Below are 18,982 nucleotides of genomic sequence, written 5' to 3'. Positions count from 1 at the left end.
CACGTATGGCAGGGGAGCCGCAGGGCGGGTGTCTGTTCTGCAAAGTGGTCGCCGGGACGATTCCGGCGACCATTGTCAGGGAGACCGAGACCACCGTCGCTTTTCGGGACATCAATCCGCAGGCTCCCACGCATGTGCTCGTGATTCCCAAGGCGCATTACGAGAATGTCGGCGCTCTCGCCGTGGCGGCCCCGGATGTTCTCGCCGATGTTCTGCGGGAGACGCAGGCCGTCGCCGACGAGGAGAAGCTCGGCAGTCATCGGACCGTGTTCAATACGGGGGCCGGTGCCGGGCAGACGGTGTTCCATGTGCACGCGCATGTCCTCGGTGGACGTGGGCTTCAGTGGCCTCCGGGGTGAATCCGCGTGTCCGTACGTGAGTTGACGGTGCTGGGGACGGCCAGCCAGGTGCCCACCCGGCACCGTAATCACAACGGGTATTTCCTGCGGTGGGACGCCGAGGGGATTCTCTTCGATCCCGGCGAGGGTACTCAGCGGCAGATGGTGCGGGCAGGTGTCGCGGCGCACGATCTGAACAGGATCTGCGTCACCCATTTCCACGGGGATCACTCGCTCGGTCTTGCCGGGGTGATTCAACGCGTCAACCTCGACCAGGTGCCGCATCCCGTGGTCGCGCATTATCCGCGTTCCGGTCAGCGGTTCTTCGACAGGCTCCGGTATTCCACGGCGTACCGGGAAACCGTCGGTATCACCGAATCCCCGGTCGCGGGCGGCGGCATGCTCACGCTGGCCGAGGGACCCTCGTACACCCTGGAGGCGCACCGGCTCTCGCACCCGGTCGAGTCGTACGGCTACCGCCTGGTCGAGCCGGACGGCCGCCGCATCCTCCCGGCCCGCCTCGCGGAGCACGGCATCAAGGGCCCGGACGTGGGCCGGATCCAGCGCGAGGGCGCCCTGGGAGGCGTCACGCTGGACGACGTGAGCGAGCCGAGGCGCGGCCAGCGGTTCGCGTTCGTGATGGACACACGCCTGTGCGACGGCGTGCACGCCCTCGCGGAGGACTGCGACATGCTGGTCATCGAGTCGACGTTCCTGGCCGAGGACGCCCGACTGGCGCAGGACCACGGCCACTTGACGGCGGTCCAGGCGGCGGCGGTCGCGCGGGACGCCGGCGTGCGCCACCTCGTCCTCACCCACTTCAGCCAGCGCTACACCGACCCGGAGGAGTTCGAGCGCCAGGCGAGGTCCGCGGGGTTCGAGGGCGAGCTGACGATCGCCAGGGACCTGATGCGAGTGCCGGTTCCGAAACGTCGGTGAAACGGCCGTACGATGCTTGGATGCCTCTCCCCAAAGCTGAACTGCACCTGCACATCGAAGGCACCCTGGAACCGGAGCTGGCGTTCGCGCTGGCCGGCCGCAACGGTGTGACGCTGCCGTACGCGGACACGGAGGCCCTGCGGCGGGCGTACGACTTCGCGGACCTCCAGTCGTTCCTGGACCTGTACTACGCGCTGATGACGGTCCTGCGCACGGAGGAGGACTTCGCGGACCTCGCGGACGCCTACCTCGCGCGGGCGGCGGCGCAGGGCGTCCGGCATGCGGAGATCTTCTTCGACCCGCAGGCGCACACCGCGCGCGGCGTCGAACTGGGCACGGTCGTCGAGGGGTTGTGGCGGGCGCTCGGCGAGAGCGAGGCGCGGCACGGCGTCTCCACCCGGCTGATCCTGTGCTTCCTGCGCGATCAGTCCGCCGAGTCGGCGATGGAGACGCTGGAGGCCGCGAAGCCGTACCTCCACCGTATTACGGGTGTCGGTCTCGACTCCGCCGAGGTCGGCCACCCTCCGGCGAAGTTCCGCGAGGTGTACGAGGCGGCTAACTCTCTGGGACTACGCCGGGTGGCGCACGCGGGGGAGGAGGGCCCGGCCGCGTACATCACGGAGGCCCTCGACGTCCTCGGCGTGGAGCGCGTCGACCACGGCCTGCGCTGCGTGGAGGACCCGGCGCTGGTGGAGCGGCTGGTGCGCGAACGGGTGCCGCTGACGCTGTGCCCCCTGTCCAACGTACGGCTCAAGGCGGTCGGCAGCCTCGCCGAGCACCCGCTGCCCGCGATGCTGGACGCCGGGCTGCTGTGCACGGTCAACTCCGACGACCCCTCCTACTTCGGCGGCTACGCGGGCGACAACTTCGACGCGGTCGCCGCTGAACTCGGGCTGAAGCAGGAGCAGTTGCGCGAGCTGGCCCGCAACTCCTTCGTCGCGTCCTTCCTGGAGGACGACGAGGAGCGGCGGGCCGAGTACCTTGCGGAAGTCGAGGCGTACGTCTTTTAGGGCTGGTGGATCCTGTCCACCAGGATGTCGATGACGAGCGGCGTGCGCGGGCCGAAGCTCAGCAGGACGCCGTCCTCCATGTCGACGACCCGCTTGTTCATCCCGGCGGGGGTCTGGGCGATGCCGGGCACCTGGAGCAGGCCGCTCAGGCCCCCGACCGAGTCGAGCCCCTTCGTCATCATCAGGATGACGTCGGGGCTCGCCTGCGCGAGCGCCTCGGTGGTGATCGGCGTGAACGGCCGCGCGAACCCGGCGGCCACGCCCGCATCCTGAGCCCCCGCCGCCTCCAGCAGGGAGTCCGCGCCGGACCCCTTGCCGCCGATCAGGTACACGGCCGCACTGCCCCGCATGTAGAGGAACGCGACGTTCGGCCTGCTCCCCGCCGGAACCCCGGCCCGCGCCTGCGCAAGCTCCTTCCCCATCCGCGAGTTGAGGGCCTTCCCGGCGTCGGGGACGCCGAGTGCCGCCGCGATCCGGGTCGTTCGCGTCGTCACGTCGGCCAGCTTCGTCGCCGGATCGAGGACGACGACGGGGACCCCGGCGTCGCGGATCTGGTCGATCGCCTCCTTGGGGCCCGTGTCGGTGTCGGCGAGCACGACCGTCGGCCGCAGCGACAGCACGCTCTCCGCGCTCACGTCGTGCGCCTTGGTGACCTGGGGAAGCTTCTTCGCCTCCTCGAACGTCGCCGTGATGTCCCGGCCGACGACGTTCTTCCCGAGCCCGAGCGTGAACACGGTCTCCGCGACGCCGCCGTTGAGCGGCAGGATGCGCGAGGCGTCCGCGACGGTCACCTTCCGGCCGTCGGAGGAGTCGACCGTGACCGGCAACTCCGGTACGGGGGCGGGTCCTTCGAGCGGTACGACGGTGTTTTCGGCGAGCCGCTCCACCGCTGCGGCGGCCCGCGCGCTCGCGGTCTTCGGCGCGTCCTGGGTGTCGCTGCCGCCGCCCGTTCCGCAGGCCGCCGTCAGCAGTGCCAGGCCCGCTCCCAGGGCGGCCAGTCGTCTCCGCATGGTCTTTCCTCTCCGCGGTGCTTGGCAGTTCCTTGGGAGATAGCTTAGGTTAGCCTTTCCTTAGTTTCACCTGGTGGGGGTGTTTCATGACCTCGGCAAGTGGCTTGCGCGGTCACGGAGTTGTGTGTTCTCTCGTGGCCGTCGCCCTGTTCGCGACCGCCCCGACGGCCCTTGCCGCGAGCGGTACGGCCACGGGTCCCGAGGGTCAGAGACTCACCGTGTCCAAGACGTCCGGGCTGGCGGCGGCGGGCGAGACGGTGACCGTCAGCGGCACCGGCTACAACACGGAGAAGGGCATCTACGTCGCCTTCTGCGTCGACAACGGGCCCGGCAGGACGCCCACGCCCTGCGTCGGCGGCGTCGACATGTCCGGTGAGTCCGGGGCGTCCGTGTGGGTCTCGTCCAACCCCCCTTCCTACGGTGAGGGGTTGGCCAAACCGTATGGCGGCAGCGGGCACCGGGGGACGTTCAGCGTTCAGCTCAAGGTGCGGGCGAAGGACGCGAACACGGACTGTGCGGCGGGCGGGGTGAGGTGCGCGGTCATCACGCGCAACGACCATACGAGGGGCGGCGATCAGAGCCAGACCGTGCGGATTCCGGTGACGTTCGGGGGTGCTTCCGGTGCTACGGGCGGGGGTTCGACGGGGGGCGGGTCGACGGGTGGGGGGTCGGCGGGTGGAGGGTCGGTCTCGCCCGCTGCCACTCCGTCGGCCTCCGCGTCCGCCTTGGCGACCGGCGGTTCCTCGGGGGCGGTGACCTCCTCCGCGCCGTCCGGGTCCATGGCCGGCACCGGGTCCGGCCTCGCGCTGCCGCTGGGGCTCGCTTCGGCGGGGCTGCTGGCGGTGGGGGGCGGGGCGTGGGTGTGGGCCCGGCGACGCAGGGCCGCTGCCTGACGGTACGTCATATCACTGATCCAGAACTCAATATCCCCGAGGGGAACGGAACATGGCGAAGAGAACGGCCGTCGTCTTCCTGACGACCGGCGCCCTGCTCGCACTCGGCGGCCCCGGCGCGCTCGCCGCCCAGGGCGGTCCCGGCGTGCTTGTCGCCCAGGACGGTCCCGGCGTGCTCGTCGAAGGGCGGGCCGCCTGGGCCGGTGCCGACGGTGAACTCGCGGCGCGGGGCGTGTCGTTCGGTGTGACGGAACCCGCCGTCGAGGAGGCGGGCGCGTCCTTCCCGGCCGTCGGCGGTGGTCTCGACGCCGAACGGGCCACGGCGGAGGTCCAGTTGGGCGGCGCCGTCCGGCTCGGCGGCTCCCCCGGGCAACAGCCCCTGGTGCTCGCCGGGTTGACGCTCCGGCTCGCCGGGAGCGGGGGCACCCTCCTGGCGCGTACGGCGCTGGACGGGCGGGCCCGCGAGGTGACGCTCGCCTCGGTGGCCGCGTCCGGTGCCGGTCCCGTCGTGCGTGAGAGCGCTGTGACGTGGGCCGGGTTGTGGGCCGAACTCTCCGAGGAGGGCGCCGAGTTGCTCTCCTCCTGGAGCGGGCGGGGGTTCGTGGCCGGAGACGGGCTCGGGGTGCTCGACGTGACGGTCGGCACCGGGGTTGCCGAAGAGCCCGTCGGGGCACCGGCCGCGAACCCCACGCCGACGGCGGGGAGTTCGGCGGAGGCGTCCCCCGAGGCCGCTGCTGCCGTCTCCCTCGCCCGTCCCACCCTCCCCGCCGGGGGTCAACAGGGGCTCACCGGTGAGGGGTTCACCCCCGGCGCAGTCCTGCTCGTCGCGATCGACGGGGACACGCGGTACCAAGTGGTGGCCGGAGGGGACGGGCGGTTCGGCCAGGACTTCCCGGTGTACGAGAACGCGGCGCGGGGCGCGCATGCCGTCGAGGTGACGGCCGTGACCGGTGAACGGGCCGTGCTGGGCGCCGAGTTCGAGGTGGTCGGCTTTACCTCCCATTGACAAGCAGCCGGAGATCGTAATTAGGTTAGCCTTACCTAAGTTCGAGCCATTCAGGCTGGAACCGACCAGAAGGGTCTCCCCCATGAGAGTCGCCTCCGCCCGCACCGCCGCCCGCGCCGGTCTCGCCGTCGCCGCCGCGTCCGCGCTCACCCTGGGCCTGGCCACCTCCGCCTCCGCCGCGACCGCCACCCGCACGGTCACCGACGGCGGCACCACCTACAGCCTCTCCCTCACCTCGCCGGGCACCGCGACCGCCGCCGGCCAGGTCGTCACCGTCTCCGGCTCCGGCTACAACACCGGCCAGGGCATCTACGTCGGCCTGTGCGTCGTCGACGGCGCGGCCGGTGCCAACAAGCCGACCCCCTGCCTCGGCGGCCAGGACGAGTCCGGCTCCACCGGCGCCTCCCACTGGGTCAACAACACCTTCGGCGGCCTCTTCGCCAACAGCTCCAAGTTCGGCACCGGCGGCACCTTCAGCGTGAACATCTTCGTCAAGGCCACGCTGGACGACGGCAGCGTCTGCGGCCAGGACGTCGAGTGCGCGGTCGTGACCCGTGCCGACCACTTCGACACGAACGACCGCAACTACGACGTCCACGTGCCGATCACCTTCCAGTAGTCCCGCACTACTCCCGATCCCCGAGGGGCGCCTGCTGCGGGGTGCCCCTCGGTACCACTCAGGTACTACCCGGGTACCACCTCTCCGAGGGACCTCTCATGACAGACGACACCCCCGCCCGGCGGCTGAGACGGCCCGCCGCCCTGCTCGGCGCGGTGGCACTCGTGGCCGCGGCGGCGACGGCGGTCACGGTGGGCCCGGCCGCGCGGGCCGCCGACACCCCCCGTACCGCGTACGGCAAGGACGGCCAGCGGCTCACCGTCTCCGCCTCGGCCGGGCTGAACCCCGAGGGGGAGACCCTGCGGGTGACCGGGGCCGGGTACGACGTCACCAAGGGGGTGTACGTCGCGCTCTGCAAGGACAACGGCGACAACCGCATCCCCACCCCCTGCCTCGGCGGCGCCGACCAGACCGGCGGCAGTGGCGCGTCCAGGTGGATCGTCCCCGCCGACTCCACGGAGGCCCCCGCCGGGGTCGCCGAGAAGTGGGGCACGGGCGGCACGTTCGACGTACGACTCGGCATCAAGGCCGAGGACGGCGGCCTCGACTGCACGCGGGTCGCCTGCTCGGTCGTCACCCGCGTCGACCACAACGCGCCCGGCGACCGCTCCCAGGACGTCCGCATACCCGTCACCTTCCAGGGCCAGGACCCGGGCGGCGGCGAGGACGGCGGCGTGGACGTCCCCGCCGGGACCGTCTCCTACGCGCGGGCCGCCGAGTTCACCACCGCGGGTCGTCCCCTGGACGTACTGGTCCACCCCGACTCCGGGAAGCTGTACGTCGGTTCGGACAACATCCCCGACACCGCCGACCTCGCCGAACAGGGCCTCTACGCCCTCGACCCGGCCACCGGCAAGGCCCTCGGCCACATCGCCCAGGCACCCGGCGCGGGCGGCGCGCTCGCCGCGCGCGTGGTCCGGCAGATCATCGCCCCGCTGCCCGGCGACGGCGTCTCCTTCCACTTCCCGCTGCGCGGCCTCGCCACCGCCAAGGACGGCGACGCGCGCGCCGAGGGCAGCTGGCTGAACGGCGCGACCGTCACCGGCACCGGGCCCGCCACCGCGTCCACCGTCCTCGTCGCCCAGGGTGCCACGCTCTCCGAGGTCGAGACCCGCACCGGCACGGTGCGGCGGTCCATCACCCTGGAAGGCGGCGCCCAGTTGGGCGTCGACGCCGCCAACGGCGTCGCCTGGTCGGTGGGTTCGGCCGACGGTGTGAAGGTGCTGCGGCGCGTCGACACGCGGTCCGCGGCCTTCGCGGTCACCGCGACCACCGAACTCCCCGCCGGTTCCGTCTACTTCGTCGAGACCGACCCCGCCAACGGCAACGTGTGGGTGGCGGTCGACGACAACGTCCACGTCTTCGACAGGAACGGCGTCGCGCTCAGGACGCTCACCGCGAAGGACCGTCCGCTCGCGATGGCCTTCGACAAGGCGTCCCGGCGCGCGTTCGTCCTGCGCGAGGACTACGGCACGGCCGCCGAGGGCGCCGACGGCACCGGCTCGCTCCAGATCCTCGACAGCGCGACCTTCGAACAGGCCGCCGCACCCGTCGCGTTGCCCGGCAGCATCGCCGGCACGGTCTACGCGGGCGTCGCGGTCACGCCCGGCGCGACCTCCGTCTACCTCACCAAGTACGCGGAGAGCAAGGTCGTCAAGGTGGACCTCCGGGTGTCTCCCCGGGTCACCCAGACTCCGACGGACCAGACGGTGTCCGCGGGGGAGAAGGTCACCTTCGTCGCCGCCGCCGAAGGGGTCCCGGCGCCGGGGCAGAAGTGGGAGGTCAGCGCCGATGACGGGCAGACCTGGAACGTCGTCGCGGGCGCCGGCTCCCGGACGTACTCCTTCACCGCGCGCGCCGCTCAGGACGGCTACCGGTACCGCGTCGTCTTCTCCAACGCCGGGGGTACGACGCGGAGTTCGGAGTTCACGCTGACGGTGAGGGAAGCCGGGGCCACGAACGGGGGCGGCACCACCGGCGGCGGTGGGACGCCGACCGGGCCGTCCGGGACCCGGACCGTCACCGGCGCCGAGGGGCAGAGGCTGACCGTCACGCCGGTCAACGGCCTGGCCGTCGAGCGGCAGACCGTCAAGGTCACCGGGTCCGGGTACGACGAGGACAAGGGCATCTACGTCGCCCTCTGCGTCGACAACGGCGCCGGGCAGCTGCCGACGCCGTGCGTCGGGGGCGTCGACATGACCGGCGCGTCGCACTCCTCGGCGTGGATCTCCTCCAACCCGCCCGACTACGGCAAGGAGTTGGCGAGGCCGTACGGGGACGGGGGGACGTTCTCCGTCTCGCTGACCCTCGACGCCAAGGACGCGTACACCGACTGCTTCAAGGTGACGTGCGTGCTGGCGACCCGGGCCGACCACACGTTGTCCGGGGACCGGTCGCAGGACGTCAAGGTGCCGGTGAGCTTCGTGGGGCAGAAGCCGGTGGAGACGGATCCGGGGACGGGTACCACTGGGGGATCGGGGGCCTCTGGGGGTACTACGGGTACTACGGGTGGTGCCGGGTCCACGGGGGGCGACTCAAGTACTACGGGTACTAGGGGTACTACGGGTATTACGGGCACGTCCTCGTCCGGGGGGTCCCTCGGAGGTACTACGACCGCAGGGGGAAGCCTCGCCTCCACCGGAGTGACCGTCGGCGCGGTCGCGGGGATCGCCGCGCTGCTGACGGTGGCCGGGGTGTACGCGGTGCGGCGGGCCCGGGCGCTCCAGTGACGGCGCTCCATTGACGGCATTGGTTCACGTACCTAACCTCTGTTTCCGTACATGGATGCGCTGAGAGGGAGATGACCAGGGTGGACCTCACGATCGCCGACGTACGCCTCACGCCGATCCTGGTCGCGGACCCGCCGCTGCTGAACACGCAGGGGGTGCACCAGCCGTACACCCCCCGGTTGATCATCGAGGTCGTCACCGAGGACGGGGTCACCGGGCTCGGGGAGACCTACGGGGACACCAAGTACCTGGAGCTGGCGCGGCCGTTCGCGGAGCGGCTCGTCGGCAGGTCCGTCGCCGATCACCACGGGCTGTTCACGGTCATGAACGGGGTGGACGTCGACCGCGCGCGGGTCGTCGACCAGGTCGACGTCGGCGGGCTGCGGGGCGTGCAGACCGCCGACAAACTGCGGCTGTCCGTCGTCTCCGGTTTCGAGGTCGCCTGCCTCGACGCGCTCGGCAAGGCCCTCGGGCTGCCCGTGCACGCGCTGCTCGGCGGGAAGGTGCGCGATGCCGTCGAGTACAGCGCGTACCTGTTCTACAAGTGGGCCGAGCACCCCGCCGGCGTCCCCGCCGAGCGCGACGACTGGGGGGCCGCCCTCGATCCCGCCGGGGTCGTCGAGCAGGCGCGGAAGTTCACCGAGCGGTACGGGTTCACGTCGTTCAAGCTCAAGGGCGGGGTGTTCGCGCCGCAGGAGGAGATCGCCGCGGTCCGCGCGCTCGCCGAGGCGTTCCCCGGGCACCCGCTGCGGCTCGACTCCAACGGGGCCTGGTCCGTCGAGACGTCCCTCACCGTCGCCAAGGAGCTCGGTGACGTCCTGGAGTACCTGGAGGACCCCGCGCTCGGCACCGACGCGATGGCCGAGGTCGCCGCGCGGACCGGGGTGCCGCTCGCGACCAACATGTGTGTCACGACGTTCGCCGAGATCCCCGAGGCGTTCACCCGGGGCGCCGTCCAGGTCGTCCTCTCCGACCACCACTACTGGGGCGGGCTGCGCAACACCCAGCAACTCGCCGCGATCTGCCGCACGTTCGGCGTCGGCATCTCCATGCACTCCAACACCCACCTCGGCATCTCCCTCGCCGCGATGACCCACGTCGCGTCGACCGTCCCGGGCCTCCACCACGCCTGCGACTCCCACTACCCGTGGCAGTCCGAGGACGTCCTCACGGAACGCCTCACCTTCGACGCCGGCAAAGTCACCGTCTCCGACGGCCCCGGCCTCGGCATCGAACTCGACCGCGACAAGCTGGCCTTCCTCCACCAGCGCTGGCAGGACGACGACGGCACCCTGCGGGACCGCGACGACGCGGCGGCGATGCGGGTGGCCGAGCCGGGGTGGGTGACGCCGTCGGTGCCTCGGTGGTGAGACGGGGCGTCTTCACGGGGCGTTCTTGAGGTGCACGCGCGCGTGGAGGGCGATCGGCGGGCACGCGCGCGGGAGGCGGATTCGAGGGGCCCGCGTGGAGGCGGGGCGGCGGGCCTGTCGTCCGGCGGGGCACGCTCCGGGGCGCCGGCCGGCCGGCGGGCCCGGTTCGGCGGTACCTGCGTGAGGGGGGGCGCGCTCGCGTCGCGGATCCGGCGGGGCGCGGGCGCGGGCTGCGGTACCCGCGTGCGGGCGCGCTCCCGGCTCCCCGAGCCTTCCAGGGCGATCCGGTGGGCGGTCCCGCTCCCGGGGCCACCCCGGCCCCCGTACCCGGCTCACCGACACCCTGCCTCACCGCATGGCGCCCCCACCGCCACTCTTCCGCCGTCCCCCCGCCGCGTTCCCCATGTGGGGTTCCTGTGTGCCCCACGGTCCTCCGGGCCTGTTGGGGGGACCGATGTCGGTGGGGTGGTGCACACTGGCCGGATCGGCACACTCGCGAGGACGCACCGCCGTGGGGGCGTTCCCCGGGCGCGGGGTGCCGGATCGGCACCACTCGCAGGGAGCGCACCGTGAGCCCGTCCGACGCGTCGGCAGGAGAGACCGTACCGAGGAGCAGGATCCGCCCGGACCGGCAGTGTCCGATGGATCCGCTGGCCGGGGTGCGCGCGCCCGGGGATCCGGCGTGTGACGTGTATCTGACCGGGACCGTGTTCCTGGACATCATCTTCACCGGCCTGGATTCCGCGCCCGTGCGCGGGACCGAGTCCTGGGCGCGCGGCATGGGCTCAAGCCCCGGCGGCGTGGCCAACATGGCGACCGCGCTGGCCCGCCTGAACCTGCGGACGTCCCTCGCGGCGGCGTTCGGCGACGACCACTACGGCGAGTACTGCTGGGACGCGCTGGAACAGGGCGAGGGCATCGACCTCACCCCCTCGCGCACGGTCCCCGGCTGGCACTCCCCGGTCACCGTGTCGATGGCGTACGAGGGCGAGCGCACGATGGTCTCCCACGGCCACGAGGCGCCCCCCGTGGAGCCCGCCCCCGCCTGCCCCCCGCCCGCGCGCGCGGCGGTCGCCTCCCTCACGCCGGGCAGGCGCGAACCGTGGATCGCGCAGGCCGCGTCGAAGGGCACGAGGATCTTCGGCGACGTCGGCTGGGACGACACCGGCGCCTGGGACCTCGCCGGGCTCGCCGACCTGGAGCACTGCGAGGCGTTCCTCCCGAACGCGCAGGAGGCGATGCGGTACACGCGCACGGACTGCCCCCGCGAGGCCGCGCACGCCCTCACCGACCACGTACCGCTCGCCGTGGTGACGCTGGGCGCGCAGGGCGCGTACGCGGTCGACCGGCGCACCGGCGAGACCGCCGAGGTCCCCGCCATCGCCGTCGAGGCGCTCGACCCGACCGGCGCGGGGGACGTCTTCGTCGCCGGCTTCGTGACCGGCACCCTCGCCGGCTGGCCCCTCGCCGACCGCCTCGCCTTCGCGGGCCTCACCGCCGCCCTCTCCGTCCAGGAGTTCGGCGGCTCCCTCTCCGCACCCGGCTGGGCCGAGATCGCCGCGTGGTGGCGCGAGATCCGCTCGGTGGAGACGCAGGACCCCGAGGCCCTGCGCCGGTACGCGTTCCTCGCCGCCCTCCTCTCCGACGGCGAGGCGAGGCCCTGGCCCCTGCGCAGGGCCGTCCCGACGATCGGCTTCAGACGCTCGGCGTGAGCCACGCGCGCGGGGGCGCCGGGAGCGACGTACCCGGCCCCCCGCCCCACCCCGTACGGCCGTGCGAAAACTCCTACGGCGTTGTCAGTGGCAGGGCGTACTCTTGAAATCGCCAGGCCGCCCTTGTGGCAGGCGAGACGCGTTCGGGAGGACGTAGAGGCCCTGCGGGCCGGATTATGACGGAGACACCCACGGCCAAGGCCCCCGCGCAGGGGCAGGCGAGAGCACAGTTCACCGTTCCCGCCCAGCACCCCATGGTGTCGTTGCTGGGATCAGGCGATTCACTGCTGCGCGTGATCGAGACGGCCTTCCCGGCGGCCGACATCCATGTCCGGGGCAATGAGATCAGCGCGGTCGGGGACGTACGCGAAGTCGCCCTGATCCAGCGCCTGTTCGACGAGATGATGCTGGTGCTCCGCACCGGGCAGCCGATGACGGAGGACGCGGTGGAACGCTCGATCGCCATGCTGCGGGCGAGTGAGAACGGGACGAGCGACGGCCAGGAGACCCCGGCCGAGGTGCTCACACAGAACATCCTGTCCTCGCGGGGCCGCACGATCCGCCCCAAGACCCTCAACCAGAAGCGCTACGTCGACGCGATCGACAAGCACACGATCGTCTTCGGCATCGGCCCCGCCGGCACCGGCAAGACGTACCTGGCCATGGCGAAAGCCGTCCAGGCACTCCAGTCCAAGCAGGTCAACCGCATCATCCTGACCCGCCCCGCGGTCGAGGCGGGCGAACGCCTCGGCTTCCTCCCCGGCACCCTGTACGAAAAGATCGACCCCTACCTGCGCCCCCTGTACGACGCCCTCCACGACATGCTCGACCCCGACTCGATCCCGCGCCTGATGGCAGCGGGCACGATCGAGGTGGCGCCGCTGGCATATATGCGGGGCCGGACCCTTAATGACGCCTTCATCATTCTCGACGAGGCCCAGAACACCTCGCCCGAGCAGATGAAGATGTTCCTGACGCGGCTCGGGTTCGACTCGAAGATCGTGATCACGGGTGACGTGACGCAGGTCGACCTGCCGAGTGGGACCAAGAGCGGGCTGCGGCAGGTGCAGGACATTCTGGAGGGGGTCGACGACGTGCACTTCGCGCGGCTGTCGTCGCAGGATGTCGTCCGGCACAAGCTGGTGGGCCGTATCGTCGACGCGTACGAGAAGTACGACAGCGAGAACGGTACGGAGAACGGCGGCCACAAGGGCGGCCGGAACAAGCGGAAGTAGCAGATCAGCGCCATGTCGATCGACGTCAACAACGAGTCCGGAACCGAGGTCGACGAGCAGGCGGTCCTCGACATCGCCCGCTACGCGCTGGCGCGGATGAGGATCCACCCGCTGTCGGAGCTGTCGGTGATCGTCGTGGACGCCGACGCGATGGAGCAGCTGCACATCCAGTGGATGGACCTGCCCGGCCCGACGGACGTGATGTCGTTCCCGATGGATGAGCTGCGCCCCCCGGCGAAGGACGACGAGGAGCCCCCGCAGGGGTTGCTCGGGGACATCGTGCTGTGCCCGGAGGTCGCGAAGAAGCAGGGTGAGGAAGCGCCGACGCGGCACTCCATGGACGAGGAGCTCCAGCTCCTGACGGTCCACGGGGTGCTGCACCTGCTGGGCTACGACCACGAGGAGCCCGACGAGAAGGCCGAGATGTTCGGCCTCCAGGCGGCGATCGTGGACGGCTGGCGGGCCGAGAAGGGCCTCACGGGCCCCTCTCCCGCGCCGACCGTCTCATGAGCGTCCAGCTCGTCGCGGGTGCCGTCGCGCTGGTCGTGGTCGCCTGGCTCGCCGCCTGCGCGGAGGCGGGCCTCGCGCGCGTGTCCAGCTTCCGCGCGGAGGAGGCCGTCAAGTCGGGCCGCCGGGGCAGCGCGGGCCTCGCGCAGGTCGCGGCCGACCCGACCCGCTATCTGAACGTCGCCCTGCTGGTCCGGGTGGCCTGCGAGATGGCGGCTGCCGCGCTCGTGACGTACGCCTGTCTGAAGGAGTTCCACGAGACGTGGGCGGCGCTGCTCACCGCGATCGGCGTGATGGTCCTCGTCTCGTACGTCGCGGTCGGCGTCTCCCCGCGCACGATCGGCCGCCAGCACCCCCTGAACACGGCCACCGCCGCCGCGTACGTCCTGCTGCCGCTGGCCCGCGTCATGGGCCCCATCCCGTCGCTGCTGATCCTCATCGGCAACGCCCTCACCCCCGGCAAGGGGTTCAGGCGCGGTCCGTTCGCCTCCGAGGCGGAGCTGCGCGCGATGGTCGACCTCGCGGAGAAGGAGTCGCTGATCGAGGACGACGAGCGCCGGATGGTGCACTCCGTCTTCGAGCTCGGTGACACCCTCGTACGGGAGGTCATGGTCCCGAGGACCGACCTCGTGGTCATCGAGCGGTACAAGACGATCCGTCAGGCGCTCACCCTGGCTCTCAGGTCCGGGTTCTCCCGGATACCCGTCACGGGTGAGAGCGAGGACGACATCGTCGGGATCGTCTACCTCAAGGACCTCGTCCGCAGGACGCACATCAGCCGCGACGCCGAGTCCGCCCTCGTCTCCACGACCATGCGGCCCGCCGCGTTCGTCCCCGACACGAAGAACGCGGGTGACCTGCTGCGCGAGATGCAGCAGGAGCGCAACCACGTCGCCGTCGTCATCGACGAGTACGGGGGTACGGCCGGGATCGTCACCATCGAGGACATCCTGGAGGAGATCGTCGGTGAGATCACCGACGAGTACGACCGTGAGCTGCCCCCGGTGGAGGACCTGGGCGACGACCGGCACCGGGTCACCGCGCGCCTCGACATCACGGACCTGGGCGAGCTGTACGGCCTGGAGGAGTACGACGACGAGGACGTCGAGACGGTCGGCGGGCTCCTCGCGAAGGCGCTGGGGCGGGTGCCGATCGCCGGTGCCTCCGCGGTCGTACGCCTGCCGGACGACCGGACGCTGCGGCTGACCGCCGAGGCGGCTGCCGGGCGGCGGAACAAGATCGTGACCGTGCTGGTGGAGCCCGTCGGGGAAGACCCCGGGAAGGAGTCCGCGTGACCCCGGACCAACTCCGTTCCCTGTGCCTGTCGTTCAACGCGGCCGTCGAGGACTTCCCGTTCTCGCCGGAGATCTCCGTCTTCAAGGTCCGCGGGAAGATGTTCGCCTTGAGCTGGACGGACGCCGTACCCCTGAAGGTCAACCTCAAGTGCGACCCTGACGACGCCGTACGCCTCAGGGGGGAGTACCCGGGGGTGATCACTCCCGGGTATCACATGAACAAGCGGCACTGGAACACGGTCGACCTGACGGCCGGTCTTCCGGCGCGGCTCGTGCGGGAGCTGGTGGAGGACTCGTACGACCTTGTCGTGGCCGGCCTGCCGAGAGCGGAGCGGCTGCGGCTGGACCGGCCCTAGGTTTCCAGGGGGAGCGTTTCTTGTCCGCGCTGTATGAATTCGCGTTGTGGGAGCCGCTGTTGAGGCTCATCCGGTCGGGCAACGCGGCGGTGCTCGCCGAGCCCGGCGGGTATGTGCGGGGCCATGTCGGGGTCGGCTCGTGGAGCGTCCCGGTGCACCGGCCCGCCCCGCCGCCCGGGCGGGCGGCGCAGGTGGAGGACGCGCAGGAGGAGTGGGACGCGGTCCACGCGGTGATCGGCGCGCTCGCCGAGGCGGACACCGGCCAGGTCGAGTTCGTGCTGGAGTGCGGGGCGGACGGGGCGGCGACGCTGCGGCTGTACGGTCCGCACCCGCACGTGGAACCCGGGTTCGGCGGCCCGCAGGGCGGTTCGCTGCTCCTCGTCGACGACGCGGTGCCGCAGCCCTGGCGCAGGCTCCCCGAGCCGGTGCCGGACGCGCTGCCGGCGCCGACGGCCGACGCGGGGGAGCTGGAGCGGCTGCTGCGCGAGCGGCTCCCGGACGTCGTCGGCGCCACCGAGGAGGAGCTCGCCGCCGCCGAGTCCCGGATCGGCGTAGCTCTCCCGGGGGAGCTGAGGTCCCTCTACGGGGTGGTGCGGGGGAGGTGGGAGGACTGGGAGGACGACGTCGACGCGGCGGACCGGGTGTACGAGGCCGTCGGCTGCGAACTGCTCCCGCTGGACCACGTGTACGTCGCGGACGCGTCGACCCGGCCGGCTCCCTGGGAGTTCGGCGCGACGGACGCGGCCGTCACCCGGCCCGGGGACGCGGTGCAGGGGCTGGCCGGTTCGCCGGGGTGGATCGTCTTCGGCGGCAACGGCGGCGGTGACGCCGTCGCGCTCGACCTGACGCCGGGGCCGGGCGGAAACCTCGGCCAGGTCATCCTGCTGAGCCACGAGGAGCACGTCGGTGCCGAACTGCTCGCCGACTCCCTCACCGGCCTGGTGCGCGACGGCGAGCGCGAGGAGGGCAGGGAGCGCCGCGAGGAGCTTCCCGAGGTGGCCCGCGTCAACCACAGCGCCGTACCGAGTGTCGAGGCCGCCGCCCACCCGGCGCTCGAAGTGCTCTCCCTCGGCGTGTGCGACGAGCCGTTCAGCCTCGCCCCTGTCGTCGGCCTGCCGCGCCTGCGCACCCTCTCGGCCTACCCGGGTACCCTCGCGGACCCGCGCGAGATCGGCGGGCTGACCGGCCTGGAGTACCTCGACCTCCCTCCGGAGTACTGGCGGTCGCTCCTGGACGCCGGGGCCGTCCCGCGCGGGCTGCTGGCGGCGTCCATCGAGACGAACGCGGGCGGCGGCCATCACCCCCTCGACCTTGTGGCTCTCGCGAACGAGATCCTGGCGCTCTTCGGCCGCTCACCGATCACCCCGACCGTCGTGACGGGCGACCTCGGCCCGCTCCCCGCCTGACCCGCCCGACCGGCTCCCCCCTACCTGAGAGCCACCTCACCCTCACCCCCGCCCCCGTCCGCCCCGCTCGTATGCTCTGACCATGACCGACACCACCTCCCTCGGCCCCGAGGACCTCAAGATCGTCACCCTGGCCCGTTCCGCGCGGGCGCGCAACGGTGTTCCGGAGGGGGCGGCCGTGCGGGACGAGACGGGGCGTACGTATGTCGCGGCGACCGTGGAGCTGCCGTCGCTGAAGCTGAGCGCGCTGCGTACGGCGGTGGCGATGGCCGTCGCGTCCGGCGCCGAGTCGCTGGAGGCGGCGGCTGTGGTGACCGCCGGGGAGGACGTGGCGGAGGAGGACCTCGCCGCCGTGCGGGATCTGGGGGGCGCGGGGACGCCCGTGGTGGTGGCGGGGCCGGACGGGACCGTACGGCGGACTCTCGCCGTTGGCTGAAAAGGGGCCTTGCCCTCGCGCGTCTCCCACGCATCAATGGAGCCGTTGATTCCGACGGGCCGTCAGATTTCCCCACCGGGGCCGGAGCCCGCACCCTCCCGCCCCGATCGGCCGTCCGTCTCTCCCCCGGAAGGAGCCGGAAACTCCATGAGAGGCAAGCGAATCGGATCAGGTGCGGCACTGCTGGCCGGGGCCCTCGCGGTCACCGGTCTCGCGCTCGCTCCCACCGCAGCCGCCGTCAGCCCCACGACGGCGACGTTCACCGCCACGTGCGGCATCTTCGGCGGTGGTGCGGCCACCCTCACGGCGACCCAGACCGGGACCGCCGCCACCCTCACGCTGTCCACGACGGCGATCAAGGCACCGCTCACGATCGCCGCGAACAGCATCAACTCCACGCTCACGATGGCGAATTCGACGGGCCCGAGCCGGGTCTTCACCGGTAACGCGAACCCGGCGATGGCCGTCAACGACCCGATCACCGTCGGCCCGCTGAACGGCACGGTGGCCTCGGGCGACAAACTGGACATCTTCGGCGGCGGCCTGTCGATGGTCGTCTTCGGTATCACCGTCAACTGCTCGGCGACCGCACCGCAACTCACCGGCCCGTTCATCTACGACTGAACCTCCGCACCCGCGAAGTGAGTTGACGGTCTGTCAGTTCTCCAGCTGACCGACCGTCAGCTTTGTCCGCCGAGTCCATTGACTTCTTCGGCCCGCTCCACGTCAATGCCCCCTGTCGGCGCAGAAGAGCCGCTGCGCCTTCACCCCAAGAAGGAGGGGGCACCCATGGGTCGCACACCCACTCGAAGACGGCGTCTGGTCTCACTGCTCGGGACGGCCGCGCTCGCGCTCGGCGCGGGCGGCGCGCTCGCCTGCCCCGCGTCGGCCGCGACGAACGTCGACTTCCCCACCCACTGCATCCCCCCGGCGGTCTCCGGGATCCCGCCGATCGACGGCACCACCACCGCGAAGATCGCCGTCGACAACACGTCGCCCAAGGTCGGCGACACCGTCAACGTCACCTACACGGTGGTCACTCCGGCCGCCGGCAACCCCACCGACCTGGCCCTGCCGGCCGACATCATGACCCCGACCGGGAAAGTCACCCTCGGCGGTGCCCAGACCGGCAGCGTCACGGTCGCCGGGCCCAAGAAGAACGACCCGGTGCCCGGCCGGGCACCCTTCCCGTCGTTCTCCATGACCGGGTCGTTCACCGTGACCGCGCCCGGCGCGATCACCCTCTCGCCCGGCGACTACAACATCCACACCAGCTACATCCTGGAGCTGGACACGCCCTGCACCGTCACCAACCCGCCCGCACCGGCCTCGGAGACGGTCACCGCCACGGCCAACCCGCCCGCCAACACCCGGACGATCTCACTGAGTTCGGCAACGGGCGCGCCGGGCGCGGCAGTCACCGTCAGCGGCAGCAACTTCACCGCCGGCGCGAGCGTCACCCTGGCCGGGCGCGCGGGCGCGGGCCAGACCCAGGACACCGCCACCGTGACCGCCGGCTCCAGTGGCGCGATCAGCGGTTCGCTCACCGTCAACGACCTGACCACCACCGGGATCGTCGCCTACGAGGGCAGCGCCTGGTCCGAGACGAAGGGAGCCGGACCGGCCGCGTACGTCGTCGTCAACGACACGCCCGTACCGCCCGGCAGCCAGAAGGTCACCGCCACCGTCAAGGCCGGGACGCTCGCCATGTCCCAGGCCGGTGACTCCGTCGCGCTCTCCGCCGTCGACTTCGGCAGCGGCAACGCGTCCACCGGTGCGCTCCAGACCGTCACCGTCAAGGACTTCCGCGGCGGTCCCGCGGGCTGGTCCCTGACCGGCAAGGTCACCGACTTCACCGGGCCCGGCGCCAAGATCGCGGCGGGCAAGCTGAGTTGGACACCGTCCTGCACCACGAAGCCGGGCTCGCCGAGCACCTGCCAGGCGGGCAGCGCGGGCGTCGTCGGCAGCGGCGGCGCGACCCTCGCGGCCACGCCCGACGGGGCCGGAGCCGGCGGCGAGTTCACCGCGGGCGCGCAACTCTCCCTCGACGTACCGGCGTTCACGCCTCCGGGCAGCTACGCCGGCGTCCTCACCCTGACGCTGACCTGAGCGCGGGGCACC

At 71.9% G+C, this 18,982-nt stretch carries 18 protein-coding genes; 17 read left to right on the top strand and 1 reads right to left on the bottom strand.

The window, feature by feature from the left end:
* The first annotated feature begins 5 nt into the window (after nucleotides 1-5).
* The 3 genes from PV682_RS22200 to PV682_RS22190 are packed head-to-tail and all read left to right on the top strand — an operon-like array spanning nucleotide 6 to nucleotide 2,287.
* On the top strand, nucleotides 6-359 hold the full coding sequence (locus PV682_RS22200; RefSeq protein ID WP_319732456.1) for a histidine triad nucleotide-binding protein: 354 nt from the start codon (nucleotides 6-8) through the stop codon (nucleotides 357-359).
* Nucleotides 360-365: 6 nt separating this feature from the next.
* Nucleotides 366-1,277, top strand: a complete 912-nt coding sequence (locus PV682_RS22195) for a ribonuclease Z (RefSeq protein WP_319732455.1) — start codon at nucleotides 366-368, stop codon at nucleotides 1,275-1,277.
* A gap of 20 nt (nucleotides 1,278-1,297) precedes the next feature.
* On the top strand, nucleotides 1,298-2,287 hold the full coding sequence (locus PV682_RS22190; RefSeq protein WP_319732454.1) for an adenosine deaminase: 990 nt from the start codon (nucleotides 1,298-1,300) through the stop codon (nucleotides 2,285-2,287).
* Here the strand turns inward: PV682_RS22190 and PV682_RS22185 are convergent.
* Nucleotides 2,284-3,297 carry a heme/hemin ABC transporter substrate-binding protein gene (locus PV682_RS22185; protein ID WP_319732453.1) on the bottom strand — a complete coding sequence of 338 codons (1,014 nt, stop codon included), beginning with the start codon at nucleotides 3,295-3,297 and terminating at the stop codon, nucleotides 2,284-2,286. The two genes, PV682_RS22190 and PV682_RS22185, sit on opposite strands and share 4 nt — an antisense overlap.
* 134 nt (nucleotides 3,298-3,431) lie before the next feature.
* Between PV682_RS22185 and PV682_RS22180 the strand changes: the two genes are divergently transcribed.
* The 14 genes from PV682_RS22180 (at nucleotide 3,432) to PV682_RS22115 (ending at nucleotide 18,970) form a co-directional block, all read left to right on the top strand.
* Complete coding sequence (locus PV682_RS22180) at nucleotides 3,432-4,190, top strand: neocarzinostatin apoprotein domain-containing protein (RefSeq protein WP_319732450.1); 759 nt, start codon at nucleotides 3,432-3,434, stop codon at nucleotides 4,188-4,190.
* A 52-nt stretch (nucleotides 4,191-4,242) separates the two neighbouring features.
* Nucleotides 4,243-5,196, top strand: a complete 954-nt coding sequence (locus PV682_RS22175; RefSeq protein WP_319732448.1) for an HtaA domain-containing protein — start codon at nucleotides 4,243-4,245, stop codon at nucleotides 5,194-5,196.
* Between the two features lie 82 nt (nucleotides 5,197-5,278).
* Entirely contained in the window at nucleotides 5,279-5,815 is a 537-nt protein-coding gene (locus PV682_RS22170) for a hypothetical protein (protein WP_319732446.1), read from the top strand.
* A gap of 98 nt (nucleotides 5,816-5,913) precedes the next feature.
* Nucleotides 5,914-8,544, top strand: a complete 2,631-nt coding sequence (locus PV682_RS22165) for an immunoglobulin I-set domain protein (protein WP_319732444.1) — start codon at nucleotides 5,914-5,916, stop codon at nucleotides 8,542-8,544.
* Nucleotides 8,545-8,615: 71 nt separating this feature from the next.
* Complete coding sequence (locus PV682_RS22160; protein WP_319732442.1) at nucleotides 8,616-9,914, top strand: glucarate dehydratase family protein; 1,299 nt, start codon at nucleotides 8,616-8,618, stop codon at nucleotides 9,912-9,914.
* Between the two features lie 641 nt (nucleotides 9,915-10,555).
* The gene (locus PV682_RS22155) at nucleotides 10,556-11,626 is read left to right on the top strand and encodes a carbohydrate kinase family protein (RefSeq protein ID WP_319732499.1); all 1,071 of its coding nucleotides are present in this window, start codon (nucleotides 10,556-10,558) and stop codon (nucleotides 11,624-11,626) included.
* A 176-nt stretch (nucleotides 11,627-11,802) separates the two neighbouring features.
* Nucleotides 11,803-12,861, top strand: coding sequence for a PhoH family protein (locus tag PV682_RS22150; protein ID WP_319732440.1), 1,059 nt, complete (start codon nucleotides 11,803-11,805; stop codon nucleotides 12,859-12,861).
* 12 nt (nucleotides 12,862-12,873) lie between these two features.
* Nucleotides 12,874-13,371, top strand: a complete 498-nt coding sequence (gene ybeY, locus PV682_RS22145; protein WP_319732438.1) for an rRNA maturation RNase YbeY — start codon at nucleotides 12,874-12,876, stop codon at nucleotides 13,369-13,371.
* Nucleotides 13,368-14,663 carry a hemolysin family protein gene (locus PV682_RS22140; protein ID WP_319732436.1) on the top strand — a complete coding sequence of 432 codons (1,296 nt, stop codon included), beginning with the start codon at nucleotides 13,368-13,370 and terminating at the stop codon, nucleotides 14,661-14,663. The genes ybeY and PV682_RS22140 overlap by 4 nt, the downstream gene beginning before the upstream one ends.
* Nucleotides 14,660-15,019 (top strand): MmcQ/YjbR family DNA-binding protein, encoded by a 360-nt coding sequence (locus PV682_RS22135; RefSeq protein ID WP_055724576.1) that lies wholly within the window; start codon nucleotides 14,660-14,662, stop codon nucleotides 15,017-15,019. The genes PV682_RS22140 and PV682_RS22135 overlap by 4 nt, the downstream gene beginning before the upstream one ends.
* A gap of 20 nt (nucleotides 15,020-15,039) precedes the next feature.
* Nucleotides 15,040-16,425: an SMI1/KNR4 family protein gene (locus tag PV682_RS22130; RefSeq protein WP_319732433.1), complete on the top strand. Its 1,386-nt coding sequence runs from the start codon at nucleotides 15,040-15,042 to the stop codon at nucleotides 16,423-16,425.
* Between the two features lie 82 nt (nucleotides 16,426-16,507).
* Nucleotides 16,508-16,861 (top strand): cytidine deaminase, encoded by a 354-nt coding sequence (locus PV682_RS22125; protein ID WP_319732431.1) that lies wholly within the window; start codon nucleotides 16,508-16,510, stop codon nucleotides 16,859-16,861.
* Between the two features lie 147 nt (nucleotides 16,862-17,008).
* A complete protein-coding gene (locus PV682_RS22120) occupies nucleotides 17,009-17,485 on the top strand; it encodes a hypothetical protein (protein ID WP_319732429.1) in 477 nt (158 codons plus the stop codon).
* Between the two features lie 165 nt (nucleotides 17,486-17,650).
* The gene (locus PV682_RS22115; protein ID WP_319732427.1) at nucleotides 17,651-18,970 is read left to right on the top strand and encodes a beta-xylosidase; all 1,320 of its coding nucleotides are present in this window, start codon (nucleotides 17,651-17,653) and stop codon (nucleotides 18,968-18,970) included.
* Nucleotides 18,971-18,982: the final 12 nt, after the last annotated feature.

The organism is Streptomyces niveiscabiei (genome assembly GCF_033794345.1).
GTDB classification, from domain to species: domain Bacteria; phylum Actinomycetota; class Actinomycetes; order Streptomycetales; family Streptomycetaceae; genus Streptomyces; species Streptomyces niveiscabiei.
Note: the sequence above shows the minus strand (reverse complement) of the source record. Positions and strands in the feature narration are given on the sequence as shown.

Excerpts from the sequence above, each read along its gene's own strand:
- PV682_RS22200 (WP_319732456.1), top strand. The coding sequence starts at position 6 with ATGGCAGGGGAGCCGCAGGGCGGGTGTCTGTTCTGCAAAGTGGTCGCC.
- PV682_RS22190 (WP_319732454.1), top strand. The coding sequence starts at position 1,298 with ATGCCTCTCCCCAAAGCTGAACTGCACCTGCACATCGAAGGCACCCTG.
- PV682_RS22185 (WP_319732453.1), bottom strand. The coding sequence starts at position 3,297 with ATGCGGAGACGACTGGCCGCCCTGGGAGCGGGCCTGGCACTGCTGACG.
- PV682_RS22175 (WP_319732448.1), top strand. The coding sequence starts at position 4,243 with ATGGCGAAGAGAACGGCCGTCGTCTTCCTGACGACCGGCGCCCTGCTC.
- PV682_RS22170 (WP_319732446.1), top strand. The coding sequence starts at position 5,279 with ATGAGAGTCGCCTCCGCCCGCACCGCCGCCCGCGCCGGTCTCGCCGTC.
- PV682_RS22165 (WP_319732444.1), top strand. The coding sequence starts at position 5,914 with ATGACAGACGACACCCCCGCCCGGCGGCTGAGACGGCCCGCCGCCCTG.
- PV682_RS22160 (WP_319732442.1), top strand. The coding sequence starts at position 8,616 with ATGACCAGGGTGGACCTCACGATCGCCGACGTACGCCTCACGCCGATC.
- PV682_RS22155 (WP_319732499.1), top strand. The coding sequence starts at position 10,556 with ATGGATCCGCTGGCCGGGGTGCGCGCGCCCGGGGATCCGGCGTGTGAC.
- PV682_RS22150 (WP_319732440.1), top strand. The coding sequence starts at position 11,803 with ATGACGGAGACACCCACGGCCAAGGCCCCCGCGCAGGGGCAGGCGAGA.
- ybeY (WP_319732438.1), top strand. The coding sequence starts at position 12,874 with ATGTCGATCGACGTCAACAACGAGTCCGGAACCGAGGTCGACGAGCAG.
- PV682_RS22140 (WP_319732436.1), top strand. The coding sequence starts at position 13,368 with ATGAGCGTCCAGCTCGTCGCGGGTGCCGTCGCGCTGGTCGTGGTCGCC.
- PV682_RS22125 (WP_319732431.1), top strand. The coding sequence starts at position 16,508 with ATGACCGACACCACCTCCCTCGGCCCCGAGGACCTCAAGATCGTCACC.
- PV682_RS22120 (WP_319732429.1), top strand. The coding sequence starts at position 17,009 with ATGAGAGGCAAGCGAATCGGATCAGGTGCGGCACTGCTGGCCGGGGCC.
- PV682_RS22115 (WP_319732427.1), top strand. The coding sequence starts at position 17,651 with ATGGGTCGCACACCCACTCGAAGACGGCGTCTGGTCTCACTGCTCGGG.